This window comes from Pseudomonas sp. B22(2017), assembly GCF_002113105.1.
GTDB lineage: Bacteria > Pseudomonadota > Gammaproteobacteria > Pseudomonadales > Pseudomonadaceae > Aquipseudomonas > Aquipseudomonas asiatica.
The window spans coordinates 60,580-79,102 of the sequence record NZ_NEJN01000016.1; the positions used below are offsets into that span (position 1 = coordinate 60,580).

An 18,523-nucleotide genomic window follows, 5' to 3' on the forward strand; every position below is an offset into this window, starting at 1 on the left:
AGCCTGTCTGTTGCTTGTACCGGCCTCTTCGCAGCACAAGGCTGCTCCTACAAAGGCCGCCTCAGACGAGCGATATTTGTTCTCTGCGCGACAGCGCAGCCCAAAAGGGCTGGGTAATCTCCCACAAGTACTCACAAGGCTGGAGGGCAGCGCTGGCCCTGTGGGAGCTGGCTTGCCGGCGATGGGGCGCGCAGCGGCCCCCGAACTATCGTTTGCTCAAGCCTTTCGCCAACCGGTCGCCACCCAACTGGATCAACGCCACCAACGCCACCAGCATGGCAATCACGGTCAGCATGATCTGGCTGTCGAAGCGCTGGTAGCCATAGCGGTAGGCGATATCCCCCAAGCCCCCGGCACCGATCGCTCCGGCCATGGCCGAGGAGTTGATCAGGGTCACCAGGGTAATGGTGAAGCCCCCGACAATTCCCGGCAGCGCCTCGGGCAGCAGCACGTGCCAGACGATGTGCCAGCGCCGGCAGCCCATGGCCTGTGCAGCCTCCACCAGGCCGTGGTCGACTTCGCGCAGGCTGACCTCGGCAATCCGCGCGAAGAACGGAGTGGCGGCAATGGTCAGTGGCACCACTGCCGCCCACACGCCATACGTGGTACCCACTACCAAGCGGGTGAAGGGGATCAGCGCGACCATCAGGATCAGGAACGGGATCGAGCGGAACAGGTTGACGAATGCACCCAGCACCCGGTTCAGCAGCGGCGCCTCGAAGATCCCGCCCTTGTCGCTGGTGACCAGCAGCACCGCCATCGGTACCCCCACCAGCAGGGCGATCAGCGACGACACACCGACCATCAGCAGGGTATCGAGCAAACCTTCCAGCAGGCGATCAAACCACATGGCCCAGTACCTCCACGTCCTCAGCCCAGCGGCGGGCGCGCTCCAGCAATTGATGGGTGTCGTGCGGTGAGTGCTGCACCGACAGGATCAGCTGCCCCAGGGCATGCTCGCCAATGGTTTCCACACCACCCTGCAGCAGGCGTACGCGGCCGCCAAGGTCGTTGAACAGGGCAGACAGTTCGGGCTCGCCGAGCAGGGTCAGCCTCAGCACCACGGCACTGTCGCGGCTTGCCGGGTTGGCCCGCAGGCTGGCTTGCAGCGCGGCTGGCAACCTGGCTTGCAACGGTGCCAGCAGGGTACGGGTGACTTCGTGGCGTGGTGAGCCAAACACCCGCCAGACCTCACCCTGCTCGACCACTTCTCCACGTTCAAGCACCACCACCCGGTGGCAGATATCGCGGATTACCGCCATCTCGTGGGTGATCAGCACGATGGTCAGGCCCAGGCGCTGGTTGATGTCGCGCAGCAGTTCGAGAATGGAAGCAGTGGTCTCCGGGTCCAGCGCCGAGGTGGCCTCGTCGCACAGCAGGATCTCGGGGTCATGCACCAACGCCCTGGCAATGCCCACGCGCTGCTTCTGCCCGCCGGACAGCTGCGCCGGGTACACGTGGTGCTTTTCCCGCAGGCCGACCAGCTCCAGCAGTTCGCGTACCTTGCGCTGGCGCTCCGCCTTGGCCACGCCGGCCACCTTGAGGGGCAGCTCGACGTTCTGCCACACGGTCTTGGCCGACATCAGGTTGAAGTGCTGGAAGATCATGCCGATACGCCGGCGCAGGGCTACCAGGTGGTCCTCGTCGAAGGGCGCGATGTCCACCTGGTCGATCAGCACCCGGCCCTGGCTGGGTTGCTCCAGGCGGTTGATGGTGCGCAGCAGCGATGACTTGCCGGCGCCGCTGCGGCCGATGATGCCGAAGATCTCGCCATGGCGGATGTTCAGGTCGATGCCTTGCAAGGCCGGTTGCGCCTGGCCCGGGTAGGTCTTGCCCAGGCCGATGAAGCGCACGTGGGCTTCATTGACCTCCGGGCGCAGGGCCTGCTCCCTGGCCGTTGGCGGCAGTGGTTGTGTGGTGGGCGCCCGCAGCGCGCTGGCCTGGCTCATGTCAGCCCTCCCAACCGGCCTGGTAGAGCTTGCCGTGGGCTTTGTCCAAGGCTGCGCGCACCACTGGCGAGTGCTGGTAGATGTCGACGAACTTGGCCAGGCGTGGGTCGTCCTTGCTTTGCGGTCGAATGACGAACTGGATCACGTACTCCTTGTTCTCCAGGCCGTCGAACAGCAGTGCGGAGCCGGCGTCGAAGCTGTTGGCCAGGCGGATGTAGGCCGGGTAGCCCTGCACCAGGTCGGCGTCGTCATAGGCGCGAACCAGCTGTACGGCCTCGACCTGAAGGATTTTCAGTTTTTTCGGGTTGGCGACGATATCGTCCTCGGTGGCCTTGTAGCCGACCCCCGGCTTGAGGGTGATCAGCCCGGCCTTGGCCAGCAGCTGCAGGCCACGGCCGCTGTTGATCGGGTCGTTGGCGATGGCCACGCTGGCGCCTTCGGGCAGGTCGGCGAAGCTCTTGTACTTTTTCGAGTACAGGCCGACGTTGTTGATGATGCCCGGGGCGTAGGGCACCAGGTTGAAGCCTGCGGCTGCCTTGGCGTTTTCCAGGAACGGGATGTGCTGGAAGTAGTTCACGTCGATGTCGCCGCTATTGAGGCTGACATTGGGTGCGATCCAGTCGCTGAACTCGACCAGCTTCACTTCAAGGCCTTGCTTGTGCGCTTCTTCCACTGCGGCTTCCAGCGGGATGGCAAAGGCCGAGGTGGTGCCGATCTTCAGCGGTTCGGCAGCCAGCGCGCTGGCGGACAGACCGAGGGAGAGGGCAATGGCCGCGACGGGCCGGAACAATTTATCAAGCATGGTGCAGGGCTCCAGTCGGGGCAGGGGTAGAGGTAAAGCGGTAGGCCGAGCCAGGGTGGTCGGCGGGCAAATGCGGGTGGTCGGCCTGGAACAGTTTTTCGCGCAGGGTGCCTTCGGCATAGGCGGTCTTGTAGCGGCCACGCTGTTGCAACTGCGGGATGACCAGGTCGATGAAGTCTTCGAAGCTTTCCGGGGTTACGGTGCGGGTCAGGTTGAAACCGTCCAGACCGGTTTCATCGACCCAGGCGATCAGCTGTTCGGCCACCTGCTCGGGCGCGCCGACCAGGGTCACGTAACGGCCACCCAGGGCGTGCTGCTGCAGCAGGCGCCGGCGGGTCCAGACGTTGTCCTGCAACTGGCGCGTGGCCGACTGGATGGCGTTGCCCTGGCTGAAGGCAATCGGCTCGTCCAGGGCGTAGGCGGCGAAGTCGATGCCGGTGGACGCTGCGAAGTGCGCGACCCCGGCCTCGGCGCTGGCATGGCGCAGGTACTCGGCATGCTTGGCCTGGGCCTGCTGCTCGGTGGCGGCGACGATCACCGTGATGCCCATGAACACCTTGACCGCTTGCGGGTCGCGGCCAGCGGCTTGGGCGGCGGCGCGCACCTTGTCGACCTGGGCGCGGGTGGCGGCCTTGTCCTGGCCACTGATGAACACGCATTCGGCATGGTTGCCGGCGAAGGCCAGGCCACGCTGCGAGCTGCCGGCCTGGAACAGTACCGGTGTACGCTGCGGTGAGGGTTCGCACAGGTGGTAGCCGTCGACCTTGTAGAACTCGCCCTGGTGGTTGACCTTGCGCACCCTGTCGGGCCTGGCATAGACGCGCTGCTGGCGGTCGGCGACCACGGCATCGTCAGCCCAGCTGCCTTCCAGCAGCTTGTACAGCACCTGCAGGTACTCGTCGGCCTGGTCGTAGCGGCGGTCATGCTCGGGTTGCTGCGCCAGGCCCATGGCCCGGGCGGCGCTGTCGAGGTAGCCGGTGACGATGTTCCAGCCCACTCGGCCATGGCTCAGGTGGTCCAGGGTGGAAAGGCGGCGAGCGAACAGGTACGGCGCTTCGTAGGTGAGGTTGGCGGTAAGGCCGAAGCCCAGGTGGCGGGTGACGGCGGCCATGGCCGAGACCAGCAGCAGCGGGTCGTTGACCGGCAGCTGGATCGACTCCTTGAGGGTGACGTCCAGCGACTGGCCGTAGATGTCGTAGGTGCCGACGATGTCGGCGATGAAAAGCCCGTCGAACAAGCCGCGCTCCAGCAGCCGCGCCAGACTGGTCCAGTAGTCCAGGGTCTTGTACTGGGTCGAGGTGTCCCGTGGGTGGGTCCACAGGCCGTGGTTGATGTGCCCGATGCAGTTCATGTTGAAAGCATTGAGCAGGATCTGCTTGGCCATCAGATGGTCCCCCGGCGTGGTGGGTTGGCATCATTGAGGTAGTAGTTGCCGATGGCGTGGTACTTCCAGCGCACCGGGTCGTGCAGGGTGTGCACGCGGGCGTTGCGCCAGTGGCGGTCAAGGTTGTGTTCGGCCAGTGTGGCCTGGCTGCCGCCCAGTTCGAACAGGGTGGTGCCGGCCGCGAGGGAAATCTCGGTGCTGATGGCGCGGGCCTCGGCCACCGCGATGGAGGCGGCGGCCACGTTTTCGGCAGTGCTGTCGTCGCGGGCGCGGTCCAGATATTCGCCCGCGCGCTCCAGCAAGGCTTCGGCGGCGTGCAGACGGATCGCCAGATGGCCGAAACTCTTCAGCGTAAGCGGGTCATCGCTGGCCTTGTCCAGGCCGGAGTCGACCCAGGGGCGGCTGCGGGTGCGCACGAAGTGCAGGGCATCTTCGTATGCGGCGCGGGCGATGCCGGTGTCGATGGCGGCATGAAGGATCTGCGCCAGCGGGCCGACCGGGGTGGGGCGTTCGAAGGCGCTCTGGAACGGCACCACGTCGGCGGCACTGACATACACGTTATCGAACACCACCGAGCCGCTGCCGGTGGTGCGCTGGCCGAAGCCGCTCCAGTCGTCGATCACCTGCAGGCCCTGGCTGTCGGCCGGGACGAAGGCCAGGTGCTGCACGCCCTGCTCATCGACCACCGAAGTGGGAATGCGCTGGGCGTATATGGCGCCGGTGGAGTAGAACTTGCGGCCGTTGATGCGAAAACCATCGCCGTCGCGGGACAGGCGCGTGGTGCGGTCGTTGGCGGTCTTGGTGCCCAGTTCGGCCAGGGCGTTGCCGAAGCGGTTGCCCGCCAGTACTTCGGCGTACAAGCGCTGTTGCTGTTCGGGTGTGCCGTTTACCCGCAGGACTTCCAGGCCGTAGAAATGGTTTTGCGGGATCTGCCCTAGCGAGCCGTCGGCCTGGGCGATGCGGGCGATTACCTTGGCCAGGGTGATGTTGGACACGCCGGCGCCGCCGAAGGCCTTGGGTACGCTGATGGCCCACAGGCCGGAGCGAGTGAACAGTTCCAGTTCGGCGTGCGGCAGACGGCGCTCGCGGTCGCGCAGGGCGCTGTCGCGGCGCAGGTGTCGGGCGACTTCTTCGGCGACGTTCAGGGCTTCGGTGTCGCTGGTGATGATGTTTGTAGTCATGGTGTTTCTCCGGGGCCTCGGGGCCGTTCTGCGGCCCATCGCGACACAAGGCCGCTCCTACAGGAGGTACGCGATCCCTTGTAGGAGCGGCCTTGTGTCGCGATGGGCTGCAAAGCAGCCCCAAGGCCCACAAATCAGATCCAGGAATGCCGTGCAGGCAAGGTGCCGTTGAGGTGGTAAGCGCCAACTGCGTGGTACTTCCAGCGCACTGGGTCATGCAGGGTGTGCACCCGGGCATTGCGCCAGTGGCGGTCGAGGTTGAACTCGGCGAGGGTGGCGCGGCTGCCGGCCAGCTCGAACAGCTTTTCGCTGGCCTGCAGGGCAATCTCGGTAGTCAGCACCTTGGCCTCGGCCACCGCGATCGAGGCCCGCGCTGCGCTTGCTGCATCGATTGGCTCGGCGTTGACCTCGTCGAGGACCTGCGCGGCCTTGCGCAGCAGGGCTTCGGCGGCGTGCAGCTCGAGCTTCAAGCGGCCGATGTCGGCGATTACGTAAGGGTCGTCGCTGGCGCGGTCGACCTTGGCTTCGATCCATGGCCGGGCCTTTTCGCGCACGAAGCTGATGGCGTCCTCGATCGCTGCTTCGGCAATGCCAGCATCGATCGCCGCCTGGATCAGCTGCGAGGCAGCGCCCTGGATGTTGGGAATGTCGCGCTGGCGCCAGTTGTCGATCACCAGGTCGGCATCCACCGGGACCTGGTCGAGTAGCACGGTGCCGCTTGCAGTGGTGCGCTGCCCGAAACCGGACCAGTCATCGACGATGCGCAGCCCCGGGCTGCCTCGGCGGACGAATGCCAGGCGCTGGCGACCATGGTCGTCCAGTGCCTTGACCGCCACCCAGTGGGCGAACAGGGCGCCGGTGGAATAGAACTTCTCGCCGCTGATGCGATAGCTGTCGCCGACGCGGGTGATCCTGGCCTTGAGGGTCAGGGTGTCCTTGGTGCCGCGTTCGGGGCCGGCATTGCCGATGCGCCAGCCATCGAGCACGCTGCGGAAGATCACCGCCTGCTGCGCCTCGGTGGCAGTCAGGCGCAACAGTTGCAGCATGCCGAACTGGTTCTGCGGGATCTGCCCCAGGGCCGGGTCGGCGGCGCTGATGAGGCGGAACACTTCAGCCACGGTCTCGAACGACACCTCCGGGCCGCCATGTGCCTTGGGTACGCTGATGCTGCCAAGGCCGCTGCGGGTGAACAGTTCGATCTCGGCCCATGGCAGTTTGCGTTGCTGGTCGCGGCGGGCGGCCTGCTCGCGGGCGACCTCGGCCAGTTCGCGGGCTGCTTGCAGGGCTTCGGTGTCGTTGCGTAGAACTTTGGCCGGCAGCAGCAGGGGCGAGCTGTCGAGATCGCTGTGGAATTGGGTATCGGGTTGGCTGGACATCAGTACCGCTCCTTGGCTGCACTCAATGCCCTGGCGTTCCGCACTGGGGTGATCGTGATCCTGACCATTCCTGACCTCACAAATGAATTATGTCGCTAACAGCTGATCGCGACAGATGTGTGCTGGTCCGGTGGTCCGGTTTATATACCCTAATGCTTTATAAAAAGTTTATGAACTAACTTTTTGGAATATGTATAGATGGAAGGGGGAGAGTGTCTGTTCCAGGCCGGCGCGATCGGTGTAGGAGCGGCCTTGTGTCGCGAAAGGGCTGCACAGCAGCCCCGGCAATCTCGGCGGTGAAGCTGAAAGCCTGGGGTCGCAGCGCGCCCCGTCGCGACACAAGGCCGCTCCTACAGGGATCTGTGTATGTGCGTGCCTATTCGGAAGCAGCAGTACCGAGGAACTTGCGCAAGAACTGCCGGGTACGCTCTTCCTTCGGCGCCGCAAACAGCGCCTTGGCCTCGCCCTGCTCAACGATCACGCCTTTGTCGAAGAAGATCACCCGGTTCGCCACATCGCGGGCAAAGCTCATCTCGTGGGTAACGATGATCATGGTGCGCTTCTCCTCGGCCAGGCCGCGGATGGTCGCCAGCACTTCACCCACCAGTTCGGGGTCCAGCGCCGAGGTCGGCTCGTCGAACAGGATCACCTCCGGCTCCATGGCCAAGGCGCGGGCGATGGCCACCCGTTGTTGCTGGCCACCGGACAGGCGCCGCGGGTAGGCGTCTTCCTTGCCGGCCAGGCCGACCTTGGCCAGCAGGCGCCGGCCCAGTTCGATCGCCTGCTCGCGGGGCGTCTTCTTGACGATCACCGGCCCCTCGATCACGTTTTCCAGGGCGGTGCGATGAGGGAACAGGTTGAAGTTCTGGAACACGAACCCGGCCTGCTGGCGCAAGCGGCGAATCGCACTTTGCTGCCCACCCAGCGGGCGGTTGGCGTCGATGCTGATATCGCCAATCTGGATCTGCCCGGCATCGGGTGTTTCCAGCAGGTTCAGGCAACGCAGGAAGGTTGTCTTGCCCGAGCCGCTGGGGCCGATGATGGCCACCACTTCGCCGGGCTGTACGGTCAGGTCGATACCGTTGAGCACGGTCTGGCCTTTGAACCGCTTGGTCAGGCCTTTGACTTCAATCATGCTCAATGCTCCTGGTCATGCTGGTTGACTCGCGCTTCCATGCGGTTCTGGAAGTGCGCGAGGATGCTGCACAACACCCAGTAGATGACCGCCACCGCCACGTACATGGTGAACACTTCGAAGGTGCGTGCGGTGATCAGCTGGGCCTGGCGGAACAGCTCGGGCACCTGGATGGTTGCCGCCAGGGCAGTGTCCTTCACCAGCGAGATGAAGCTGTTGCCCAACGGCGGCAGTGCGGTGCGCAAGGCCTGGGGCAGGATCGCCCGGCGCATGGCCTGGACGCGGGTCATGCCGATACTGGCGGCGGCTTCCCACTGGCCACGGTCGATCGAGGAAATCGCCGCGCGCAGGATTTCGCAGATGTAGGCGGCCATGTTCAGCGACAGGCCGATCAGCGAAGCCGGGATCGGGTCGAGTTCGATGCCGATCTGCGGCATGCCGAAGTAGATGACGAACAGCTGCACCAGCAGCGGCGTGCCGCGGAAGAACGACACGTAGACCCGCGCCAGCCAGTTCAGGGGCAATATCTTCGACAACCGCATCAGTGCCAGGGCAAAGCCCAGCACCAGGCCAAAGAACATGCCGCCAACACTGAGCAGCACTGTATAGCCCGCGCCCTTCAGCAGGAAGGGCGCGGAGTCGACAACGAGTTGCAGGCTTTCAGCGATCATTTGGTGACATCGGCACCGAAGTATTTCTCGGACAGCTTGGCCAGCGTGCCGTCAGCCTTGAGCTTGTCCAGCGCCTTGTTGATCGCTGCCAGCAGTTCCGGTTCACCCTTGCGCAGGGCCACGCCGCTTTCCAGGCGCGAGAAGGCATCGCCGGCCAGTTCGGTGTCCTTGGCTTTTTGCGCGTATTCCAGCGCGGCCAGGCGGTCGATCAGGATGGCGTCGATACGGCCGTTGCGCAGGTCGGCGAATTTGCTCGGGTCGTCTTCATAGGTGCGTACATCGGCTTGCGGCACGTCCTTCTTGACCCATTGCTCGTAGTTGGTACCCAGGCCTACACCGACCTTCTTGCCTGCCAGGTCTGCGGCCTTGTGGATGTTCAGCTGCTCGGCCTTCTTCTTCAGGATCAGCGCCTGGATGCCGGAGATAGTGTAAGGCTCGGAGAAGTCATACTTCTTCTTGCGCTCTTCGGAAATGGTCACCTGGTTGATCACCACGTCCAGGCGCTTGGATTCCAGTGCGGCGAGGATGCCGTCCCACTTGGTCGGCTGCACCTTGGCCTTTACCCCCAGCTCCTTGGCCAGCAGTTCGGACAGTTCCACTTCGAAGCCGGTCAGCTTGCCGTTTTCGTCCTGGAAGCTGAACGGTGGGTAGGTGCCTTCGAGGCCGACGTTGATCACGCCTTTTTCCTGGATGGTCTTGAGCTGCTCGCCAGCGAAGGCCTGACTGAGCAGGCCGGCACCCAGCAGGAGTGCCAGGCTGGCGTTGAGTAGCGGTTTGGCGAATTTCGACATTTCAGAGCCCCGCGCTTGTTGTGTAAGTAGTGGGTGGCGACTATAGGGTCGGCTGCTTAGGCCAAGAAATACTAAAAAATTATTTTGTTATTTCCTTTTGGATTTTGCCAGGTGCTGGCTGCATTGAGGGTAGGCGAGGTTGCCTGCTCCGTCATCGCGGCTTATGCCTGACTTAGCGCAGGATGGAATAAAGCGTTGTTTTTTCCAAGAGACGGATTTGCCGTAGAGTGAATTGCATGTAGGCAGGTCCGGCCCTTTCGCGGGCTCGCCCGCTCCCACAGGTACTGCACAGGGCTTGGAATTTGTGCGGTCCCTGTGGGAGCGGGCGAGCCCGCGAAGAGGCCGGACCTGCAAATAAAAATGAGTTTGGCCTACTCAGGCAGGAGAAAACCGTGAGCGAACAACCTTCATCCGGGCACTGGCAGTTGCAGAGCATCGTCACCGGCCTGCGCGGCGCCCGTGAACAATGGCGCACCCGCAATGGCCGCAGCAGCGGCGAGCAGGGCGGGCGTGAGCTGCCTTCGCGCGAAGCGATGCGGCACATCCTGGAGCAACTGTGCGGCGCACTGTTCCCCATGCGCCTTGGCCCGGTCGACCTGCGCGAAGAAAGCGAAGACTTCTACGTCGGCCATACGCTGGATGCCGCCCTGACCGCCTTGCTGGCCCAGGCCCGCTTGGAGCTGCGCTACGCCGCACGACAAAGCAAGGGCGAACTGGCCGGCGTCGATGCTCATGCGCTGAGCCTGGTGCAGGGATTCGCCGCCGCCCTGCCGGGCCTGCGCGTGCTGCTGGACACCGACGTTCTGGCCGCCTATCACGGCGACCCGGCTGCGCGCAGTGTCGATGAAGTGCTGCTGTGCTACCCGGGCATCCTGGCGATCATCCACCATCGCCTGGCGCACCATCTGTACCAGGCCGGCCTGCCGCTGCTGGCGCGGATCAGCTCGGAGCTGGCGCATTCGGCCACGGGGATCGACATTCACCCCGGGGCGCAGATCGGCCCGAGCTTCTTCATCGACCACGGTACCGGCGTGGTGATCGGCGAAACCGCGATCATCGGCGAGCGTGTGCGCATCTACCAGGCGGTGACCCTGGGCGCCAAGCGCTTCCCCAGCGATGAATCGGGCACCTTGCACAAGGGGCTGCCACGCCACCCGATCGTTGAGGACGATGTGGTGATCTATGCGGGGGCCACGGTGCTGGGGCGGATCACCATCGGCAAAGGCTCGACCATTGGCGGTAATGTGTGGCTGACCCGCAGTGTGCCGGCCGAGAGCAACATTACCCAGGCCAACCTGCAGCTGGATTGCCAGGACAAGAACTGATCTGGCATTTCATTGGCCTGTACCGGACTCTTCGCGGGCTTGCCCGCTCCCACAGCTACTGCACAAAATTCAATGTTCGTGCGGTCCCTGTGGGAGCGGGCGAGCCCGCGAAGAGGTCAGTGCAGGAGGGCACCAATCAGCGCCCCAATTCGCATTGAAATCCGATCCATGTTTAACTTGAACGCTTGTTCAATGAAAAAACGCTGGTCCGCTGCCGGTGTTCAACAGGAGGATTCCTTTGCTGAACCCGTTCATTCCGAGCCTTACGTCATTCGACGAGGTGCGCCCCCAATGAGTGCACCGACCCCTTCCCTTGCCAATGGCAAGATCCGCATGAACCCCCCGGTGTTCTATTTCGCGGCAAGTTTCATCCTCATCTTCGGCCTCGTGGTCATTTCCTATCCACAAGCAGCAGGCGATTGGTTGCTGGCGGCGCAGAACTGGGCGGCCAACACGGTCGGCTGGTACTACATGCTGGCGATGACGCTGTACCTGGTCTTCGTGGTGGTCACCGCCTTGTCCGGCTACGGCAAGATCAAGCTCGGTGCCGACCACGACGAACCCGAGTTCAGCTACCTGTCATGGGCCGGTATGCTGTTCGCCGCCGGCATCAGTATCACCTTGTTCTTCTTCTGCGTGTCCGAACCCCTGACCCACATGCTGCAGCCGCCCCAGGGCGAAGCGGGCACGGCCGAGGCCGGGCGCCAGGCGATGCAGATCCTGTTCCTGCACTGGGGCCTGCATGGCTGGGGCGTGTTCGCCTTCGTCGGCATGGCCCTGGCCTACTTCGCCTATCGGCACAACCTGCCGCTGGCCTTGCGATCGGCGTTGTACCCGCTGATCGGCAAGCGCATCAACGGGCCGATCGGTTATGCGGTGGACGGTTTCGGCATCATCGCCACGGTGTTCGGCCTGGGTGCCGACATGGGTTTTGGCGTGCTGCACCTGAACGCCGGCCTCGACTACCTGTTCGGCATCGACCACAGCCAGTGGGTGCAAGTGCTGCTCATTACCCTGATGATGGGCGCGGCGGTGGCCGTGGCGGTCGCCGGGGTGGAGAAGGGCGTGCGGGTTATGAGCGACATCAACCTGTTCCTGGCCTGCGCGCTGTTGCTGTTCGTGTTGTTCGCCGGGCCTACCCAGCACCTGTTCAACACGCTGATCCAGAACCTCGGCGACTACCTGGGTGCCTTGCCGCGCAAGAGCTTCGACGTTTATGCCTACGGCGAGAACCGCGACTGGCTGGGCGGTTGGACGGTGTTCTACTGGGCCTGGTGGATTGCCTGGGCGCCGTTCGTGGGCCTGTTCATCGCCCGCATCTCCCGTGGCCGCACCATCCGCGAGTTCGTCTTTGGTGTGCTGTTGATTCCGCTGGGCTTCACCTTGGCGTGGATGTCGATCTTCGGCAACAGTGCCCTGGACCAAGTCATCAACCACGGCATGACAGCGTTGGGCCAGTCGGCGCTGGATAACCCGTCGATGAGCCTGTACCTGCTGCTGGAGACCTACCCTTGGAGCAAGACGGTGATCGCCGTGACGGTGTTCATCAGCTTTGTGTTCTTCGTCACCTCGGCCGACTCGGGCACCGTGGTGCTGTCGACCTTGTCGGCCAAGGGCGGTGATGCGGACGAGGATGGGCCGAACTGGCTGCGTATCTTCTGGGGGGCGATGACCGCGCTGATCACCAGCGCGCTGCTGTTCGCCGGCAGCATCGACTCGCTGAAGTCGGCGGTGGTGCTGACCTCGTTGCCGTTCTCGCTGATCCTGCTGTGCATGATGTGGGGGCTGCACAAGGCGTTCTACCTGGAGTCGCAACGGCAGATCGCACAGATGCATTCGCTGGCCCCGTTCGCCCAGTCACGCCGCGGCCGTGGCGGCTGGCGCCAGCGCCTGAGCCAGGCGGTGCACTTCCCGTCGCGTGATGAGGTATACCGCTTCATGGACGACGTGGTCCGCCCGGCAATTGCCGATGTGCGTGAAGTGTTCGAGCAGAAGGGCCTGGTGCTGATTACCCAGGACGACCCGAGCCACGACAACGTCAGCCTGAAGATTGGCCATGGCGAGGAACAGCCGTTCATTTACCAGGTGCAGATGCGTGGTTACTTCACGCCATCGTTCGCCCTGGGTGGGCTGGGTACGCAAGAGTTGAAGAACCGCCGTTACTACCGGGCGGAGGTGCACCTGAGCGAAGGCAGCCAGAACTATGACCTGGTGGGCTACAGCAAGGAGCAGATCATCAACGACATCCTCGACCAGTACGAACGGCACATGCAGTACCTGCATCTGGTCCGCTAGATCGCTGGGGCCGCTTTGCGGCCCATTCGCAGCACAAGGCTGCTCCTACAAGGGATCGCGCTTCCCTGTAGGAGCAGCCTTGTGCTGCGAATGGAGGCCAAAGGCCTCCCAGTTTCAGAAGGGCGCATCCCCGAGGATGGTCGCCCGATGCATCACCCGCCGGTTCGGCCGGTAGTCATCCACCGCAAAATGCTGGGTCACGCGGTTGTCCCAGAACGCCACGTCATTCTCCTGCCACCGCCAGCGAATGCTGAACTCCGGCCGCGTCGCATGGGCGAACAGCAGTTTCAACAGTGCCTCGCTTTCCAGTTCGCCCAGCTCATTGATGCGCGTGGTGAACCCCTCATTGACGAACAGCGCCTTGCGCCCGCTCACCGGATGCGTGCGCACCACCGGGTGTGACAGCGGCGGGTTGTTCCGCCGGGTTGCTTCCCAGCGCGCCAGGTCTTCCGGCGTGGTACCAAAGCGCTCCAGCGGGAACGACTTGGTGAAGTCATGGGTGGCTGTCAGCCCGTCGAGCATCTCGCGCAGCGGCGCCGACAAGGCTTCGAAGGCAGCGATGCCGCTGGCCCAAAGGGTGTCGCCGCCGTAGGCCGGCAACTGCTTGGCGCTGAGTACCGCGCCCAGGGCCGGGGTCGGCAGGAAGGTCACATCGGTGTGCCACACGGCGTTGTCGCGCACATCGGTCACCGCCGTGTCGAGGATAAGCACCTGCGGGGTTTCCGGCACGTTGGGATAGATAGGGTGGATGTGCAGGTCGCCGAAGCGGGCGGCAAACCGCGCCTGCTGCTGCGGGTTGATCGGCTGGTCGCGGAAGAACAGCACCTGGTGCTGCAGCAGCGCCTGCTCGATGGCGTCTCGTTCTTCGACGGTGATATCGCGGCTGATGTCCACGCCGCTGATCTGGGCGCCGAGCGCCGGGCTGAGGGGGGTGATGGTCAGGCTCATGTCGGTCTCTTCAATCAGGCGCCAGGCTGCTGGCGTGGTCACACAGGATTCAGTGGCTCTGCCCGTGCCAAGGCACCAGCCTGCGCTGCAAGGCACGCAGGCTCATTTCCAGTGCGAAGGCGATCAGGGCGATCAGCAAAATCCCCAGCACCACCACATCGGTGACCAGGAACTGCGCCGCCGACTGCACCATGAAGCCCAGGCCGCTGGTGGCGGCGATCAGCTCGGCAGCCACCAGGGTCGACCAGCCAACCCCCAGGCCAATGCGGATGCCGGTGAGGATGTCGGGCAGGGCGCTGGGCAGGATCACGTGGCGGATCAGCTGGGCCTTGGTCGCGCCCAGCGACTGCGCGGCACGCAGCTTGGCCGGGTCGACCGTGCGCACGCCGGTGGCAGTGGCAATGGCAATGGGGGCGAAGATTGCCAGGTAGATCAGCAGCACCTTGGACAGCTCGCCGATGCCGCACCAGATGACGATCAGCGGCAGGTAGGCCAGCGGCGGGATCGGCCGGTAGAACTCGATCAGCGGGTCGAGAATGCCTCGGGCCACGCGGTTGTAGCCGATGGCGATACCCACCGGGATGGCGGTGAGGGTGGCGGCAAGCAGGGCCACGCCGATGCGCCCCAGGCTGGCACCCAGATGCTGCCACAGGCTGGCATCCATATAGCCTTGGGTCAGCAGGGTCCCGGCCTTGGCCAGGATGTCGGCGGGCGAGGGCAGGAATAGCGGCTCGATCCAGCCGGCCGCGGTCACCAGCCACCAGGCCAACAGCAGGCTGGCCAGGGTTAGGGTGCTGATCCAGCGGGTGGGCAGGGGGCGGCGCAGCTTGGTGGCTGGCCGGGGTTGGGTGTTGCGCTTGCCGGTGACCGGCAGGTCCAGGCTGCTCATGCGCGCTCCTGCAGGCTTTGGCGTTGAGAGAACACCCGCGCAAGTACGTGCTCGCGGGTTTCGATAAAAGCCGGGTCGGACTTGATAGCCCGCGCCGATTCACCCGCTGCGTAGCGCTGGCCGAAGTCCAGTTGCAGGCGCTCCACCACGCGCCCCGGGTTGGGCGCCAGCAGTACCAGTTCACTGGCGAGGAACACGGCTTCTTCGATGTCGTGGGTAATCAGGAACACCGGCTTGGCGGTGCGTTGCCATACCTGCAGCAACAACTCCTGCATCTGCTCGCGGGTGAAGGCATCAAGTGCGCCGAATGGTTCGTCCATCAGCAACACTCGTGGATCGGCTGCCAACGCCCGGGCCAGGCCAACACGCTGCTTCTGGCCACCGGACAATTGCCAGATACGCCGTTCGCCAAAGCCGTCAAGGTCGACCAGGGCCAGCATTTCGCGGGCCTTGGCCTCACGCTCGGCGCGTGGCACGCCGGCCAGTTCCAGGCCGAATGCGACGTTGCCCAGCACGTTCTGCCAGGGCAGCAGCGCATCGTCCTGGAACACTACGCCGCGCTCGGCGCCGGGGCCCTGGACGGGCACGCCGTCCAGGGTGATGCGCCCGCCGCTGGGGGCGACGAAGCCTGCGATGAGGTTGAGCAGCGAGGTCTTGCCACTGCCGGAAGGACCCAGGGCCACCAGCAGTTGGCGCGGCCCCAGGCTCAGGTTGATGTCGGCCAGTACCGGGGTTTCGGCACCGGGGTACTGTGCGCTGATGCGCTCCAGTTCGAGCAAGGCCATGGCAGGCTCCGGTCGGTTTTCTACAGGCTTAGTTGGGGAGGTACTGGGCGCTGACGTACGGGGAGTAGTCCGGCAGCACCGCGTCGACCTTGCCTTGCTGCTTGAGGAAGGTGGCCGTGTCGGTCAGCGCCTGGGTGGTCGGTGCGCCCAGTGCGTTGGCCTGGTCGGCGGCCAGCGGGTAGACGTTGCCCTGTAGCAGCACCGGGATGTCGGCAGGCTTGGCGCCAGACAGTTTGGCCAGCTTGCTCACGTTGTCGGGGTTGGCCAGCCAGGCTTGCGGGTTCTTGCGGTAGTCGGCGTAGGCGTCGAGGGTGACCTTGGCAAAAGCCTTGACCACGTCGGGGTGCTTGGCGGCGAAGTCCTTGCGCACGATCCATGCGTCGAAGGTCGGTGCGCCTTTCTCGGCCAGCTCGCCGGAGGTGATCAGCACCTTGCCGTTTTCCTTGGCCACACCCAGGGCCGGGTCCCAGACGTAGGTGGCATCGATGTCGCCGCGCTTCCAGGCGGCAATGATTGCCGGTGGCGCCAGGTTGAGGATCTGCACCTTGGCCGGGTCGATGTTCCAGCTCTTCAGCGCGGCCAGCAGGCTGTAGTGGCCGGTGGAGACGAAAGGCACGGCGACTTTCTTGCCGACCAGGTCTTGCGGAGTCTTGATGCTGTCGCGGGCGACCAGTGCTTCACCGCCGCCAATCTGCGTGGCGATCAGGAAGGTCTCGACCGGCAGCTTGCGGGAGGCTGCGGCGGCCAGCGGGCTGGAGCCCAGGTAGCCGATCTGTACATCGCCGCTGGCTACGGCGGTGATCACGTCGGCGCCGTTATCGAATTTGCGCCAGTCGATGCTGGCCTTGCTGGCTTTTTCGTAATCGCCATCGACCTGCGCCACCTTGGCCGGGTCGACGGTGGTCTGGTAGGCCACGGTCAGGTCAGCAGCCTGGGCCAACCAGCTGGCGCTGGCGAGGGTCAGGGCGGCGAACAGGCGCAGCGGGGCGTGCGGGATCATGGTGAACCTCTCGTCAGGCAATAGGTGTGGTGGATGACGAGAAGGCTAATTGATCTAAGAAATGTAAAATAAATAACTTTTTTGCATTAGCTTAGGAGCCAATGGTTTGAGACGCGTTAACAGGGAAACGCTGTGATTTCGCTCAATGGTGAAATCCGAGAGTGCTGCTAGGCTTTTTCGTCCCGATAGAACGATACGGAATTAGGTTATGAGCAAACGTTTGCAAATAACTATTAGTTATGAAAAGAGTCCTGCTTCTAACGAATAGCAGTAATAATTCCTAACATATTCCTTAAAAATCTTACCAATTCATAAAACGGTCATTTTGGATTTATAGGATTGTCATTATCCTGTAGCGCAGCTGGCGTCTTAGACCAAAGTCGCGAAACGTTTAGAAACGATTGACTTTACGGTCACGCTTTGGGACTAAATCGCCAATCCACGGTGAGCGGGGCAGCAGATCCCGCCACCAGAGATACACAAGAATTAGAACGTAGAGGAGCAAAACATGTACAAGTCCAGCCTGGCCCTGGCCGTGGCACTGGGGGTTCTCGCCCAACAAGCAGGCGCTGCCGGTTTCGTTGAAGACAGCAAGCTGTCGCTCAGCTCGCGCACCATGTACTTCAACGATGACAACCGCGAAAGCGGTATCGACCAGAAAGAAAGCGGTCAGGGCTTCAAGCTCGACTACCTGTCTGGTTTCACCGAAGGCACCGTAGGTTTTGGTGTCGACGTCCAGGCTTTGTGGGGCATTCACCTGGATGGTGGCCGTGGTAGCCGTCCAGATGCCAACAACACCTTCTTCCCAAGCGACTCCGATGGTTCGGCAGTTCACGACTGGGCACGCATTGGTGGTAACGCCAAGGCTCGCTTCTCCAAGACCGAGGTCCACTACGGTAGCGCCCTGGCGCCTATGCTGCCGATCCTGGTCTCCAACGACGGCCGTCTGCTGCCGCAGACCTTCGAGGGTGGCACCCTCCAGTCGAAGGAAATCGACAACCTGACCTTCAACGCAGGTCAACTGACCCACGCCATGGGTCGTGCTTCGAGCAACCGTACCGGTCTTTCCGTTTCTGGCGCCTTCCGCGACAGCAACAAGTTCCAGTTCGCCGGTGGTGACTACAAGCTCACTCCCGACCTGACCCTGCAGTACTACTACTCGAACCTGGAAGACTTCTACAAGCAGCACTTCCTGGGTGCTACCCACGTCTTCAAGATCGCCGACAACCAGTCGTTCAAGACCGACCTGCGCTACTTCGATAGCCGCAGCGACGGCAAGAATGGCGAGACCGGTTACGCCTTCGACAACAACGGTGGCTACGCGAAGAACACAGGCGAGGTCGACAACAAGACCTGGAGCGCCATGTTCACATACACCCTGGGTGGCCATGCGCTGATGGTCGGTCACCAGCAGGTAGGTGACGATGGTGGTTTCGTCTGGCTGAACCAAGGTAGTGTCCGCAAGGACGGCTCCACTTCGTCGCTGGAAGGCAATGGCGGCTCGAGCTTCTACCTGTTCACCGATAGCATGATCAACCAGTTCGCTCGTGCCGGTGAGAACACCACCTTCGGTCAGTACTCCTATGACTTCGCGTCCCTGGGCGTTCCAGGCCTGAAGGCTTCGGTGGCCTACCTGCGTGGTGACGACATCCGCAACAAGTCGGGCGACGGCAGCTACAACGAATGGGAACGTGACGCACGCGTCGACTACACCCTGCAGCAAGGCACTCTCAAAGGCCTGGGCTTCAGCCTGCGTCAGGGTGTTTACCGTGGTAGCGGCGAAAGCATCGGGGACAAAGACCAGACTCGCTTCATCGTGAACTACACTTACAACTTCCTGTAAGCCGTAGCTGAACAAGAAGCCTCGCCTAGTGCGAGGCTTTTTTGTGTCTGCAATATCGTATTATTTTGGTTATAAACAAATCAGTATTTATTCTTTTTATTTTTAATCGAATGCAGGCACATTGAACCCACACGGTACAGAACCCAGCA

Annotated in this window: 16 protein-coding genes; 3 read left to right on the plus strand and 13 right to left on the minus strand. The window is 63.2% G+C overall.

What is annotated here, in order from left to right; all coding sequences use genetic code 11:
* Nucleotides 1-205 precede the first annotated feature (205 nt).
* From CAG18_RS23710 to tcyJ, 9 genes are all read right to left on the minus strand, one after another.
* Nucleotides 206-850, minus strand: a complete 645-nt coding sequence (locus tag CAG18_RS23710) for a methionine ABC transporter permease (protein ID WP_085721687.1) — start codon at nt 848-850, stop codon at nt 206-208.
* A complete protein-coding gene (locus CAG18_RS23715) occupies nt 840-1,949 on the minus strand; it encodes a methionine ABC transporter ATP-binding protein (RefSeq protein WP_085721688.1) in 1,110 nt (369 codons plus the stop codon). The genes CAG18_RS23710 and CAG18_RS23715 overlap by 11 nt, the downstream gene beginning before the upstream one ends.
* 1 nt (nt 1,950) lies before the next feature.
* Nucleotides 1,951-2,751: a MetQ/NlpA family ABC transporter substrate-binding protein gene (locus tag CAG18_RS23720; RefSeq protein WP_054573381.1), complete on the minus strand. Its 801-nt coding sequence runs from the start codon at nt 2,749-2,751 to the stop codon at nt 1,951-1,953.
* Nucleotides 2,744-4,135, minus strand: a complete 1,392-nt coding sequence (locus tag CAG18_RS23725) for an LLM class flavin-dependent oxidoreductase (protein ID WP_085721689.1) — start codon at nt 4,133-4,135, stop codon at nt 2,744-2,746. The genes CAG18_RS23720 and CAG18_RS23725 overlap by 8 nt, the downstream gene beginning before the upstream one ends.
* Nucleotides 4,135-5,316 (minus strand): SfnB family sulfur acquisition oxidoreductase, encoded by a 1,182-nt coding sequence (locus tag CAG18_RS23730; RefSeq protein WP_085721690.1) that lies wholly within the window; start codon nt 5,314-5,316, stop codon nt 4,135-4,137. The genes CAG18_RS23725 and CAG18_RS23730 overlap by 1 nt, the downstream gene beginning before the upstream one ends.
* A gap of 134 nt (nt 5,317-5,450) precedes the next feature.
* Nucleotides 5,451-6,692 carry an SfnB family sulfur acquisition oxidoreductase gene (locus CAG18_RS23735; RefSeq protein WP_085721691.1) on the minus strand — a complete coding sequence of 414 codons (1,242 nt, stop codon included), beginning with the start codon at nt 6,690-6,692 and terminating at the stop codon, nt 5,451-5,453.
* 376 nt (nt 6,693-7,068) lie between these two features.
* The gene (gene tcyN / locus CAG18_RS23740; protein ID WP_013970435.1) at nt 7,069-7,827 is read right to left on the minus strand and encodes an L-cystine ABC transporter ATP-binding protein TcyN; all 759 of its coding nucleotides are present in this window, start codon (nt 7,825-7,827) and stop codon (nt 7,069-7,071) included.
* Nucleotides 7,828-7,829: 2 nt separating this feature from the next.
* Entirely contained in the window at nt 7,830-8,498 is a 669-nt protein-coding gene (tcyL, locus tag CAG18_RS23745; protein WP_003255849.1) for a cystine ABC transporter permease, read from the minus strand.
* Nucleotides 8,495-9,289, minus strand: coding sequence for a cystine ABC transporter substrate-binding protein (gene tcyJ / locus CAG18_RS23750; RefSeq protein WP_015268587.1), 795 nt, complete (start codon nt 9,287-9,289; stop codon nt 8,495-8,497). Before tcyJ ends, tcyL begins: the two co-directional genes overlap by 4 nt.
* Before the next feature lie 392 nt (nt 9,290-9,681).
* Between tcyJ and epsC the strand changes: the two genes are divergently transcribed.
* The gene (gene epsC / locus CAG18_RS23755; protein WP_039614256.1) at nt 9,682-10,614 is read left to right on the plus strand and encodes a serine O-acetyltransferase EpsC; all 933 of its coding nucleotides are present in this window, start codon (nt 9,682-9,684) and stop codon (nt 10,612-10,614) included.
* 333 nt (nt 10,615-10,947) lie between these two features.
* Nucleotides 10,948-12,909, plus strand: a complete 1,962-nt coding sequence (gene betT / locus CAG18_RS23760) for a choline transporter BetT (protein WP_167506610.1) — start codon at nt 10,948-10,950, stop codon at nt 12,907-12,909.
* 114 nt (nt 12,910-13,023) lie between these two features.
* Here betT and tauD read toward each other — a convergent pair whose 3' ends face one another.
* Genes tauD through tauA form a run of 4 tightly spaced genes read right to left on the minus strand, consistent with a single transcriptional unit; the run spans nt 13,024 to nt 16,531 of the window.
* Entirely contained in the window at nt 13,024-13,857 is an 834-nt protein-coding gene (gene tauD, locus CAG18_RS23765) for a taurine dioxygenase (protein ID WP_015268590.1), read from the minus strand.
* Nucleotides 13,858-13,906: 49 nt separating this feature from the next.
* Nucleotides 13,907-14,746 carry a taurine ABC transporter permease TauC gene (gene tauC / locus CAG18_RS23770; protein WP_085721692.1) on the minus strand — a complete coding sequence of 280 codons (840 nt, stop codon included), beginning with the start codon at nt 14,744-14,746 and terminating at the stop codon, nt 13,907-13,909.
* Nucleotides 14,743-15,531, minus strand: coding sequence for a taurine ABC transporter ATP-binding subunit (gene tauB, locus CAG18_RS23775; RefSeq protein ID WP_023660883.1), 789 nt, complete (start codon nt 15,529-15,531; stop codon nt 14,743-14,745). The genes tauC and tauB overlap by 4 nt, the downstream gene beginning before the upstream one ends.
* A 28-nt stretch (nt 15,532-15,559) precedes the next feature.
* On the minus strand, nt 15,560-16,531 hold the full coding sequence (gene tauA, locus CAG18_RS23780; protein WP_085721693.1) for a taurine ABC transporter substrate-binding protein: 972 nt from the start codon (nt 16,529-16,531) through the stop codon (nt 15,560-15,562).
* A 508-nt stretch (nt 16,532-17,039) separates the two neighbouring features.
* Between tauA and CAG18_RS23785 the strand changes: the two genes are divergently transcribed.
* Entirely contained in the window at nt 17,040-18,374 is a 1,335-nt protein-coding gene (locus CAG18_RS23785) for an OprD family porin (RefSeq protein WP_041506347.1), read from the plus strand.
* Nucleotides 18,375-18,523 lie beyond the last annotated feature (149 nt).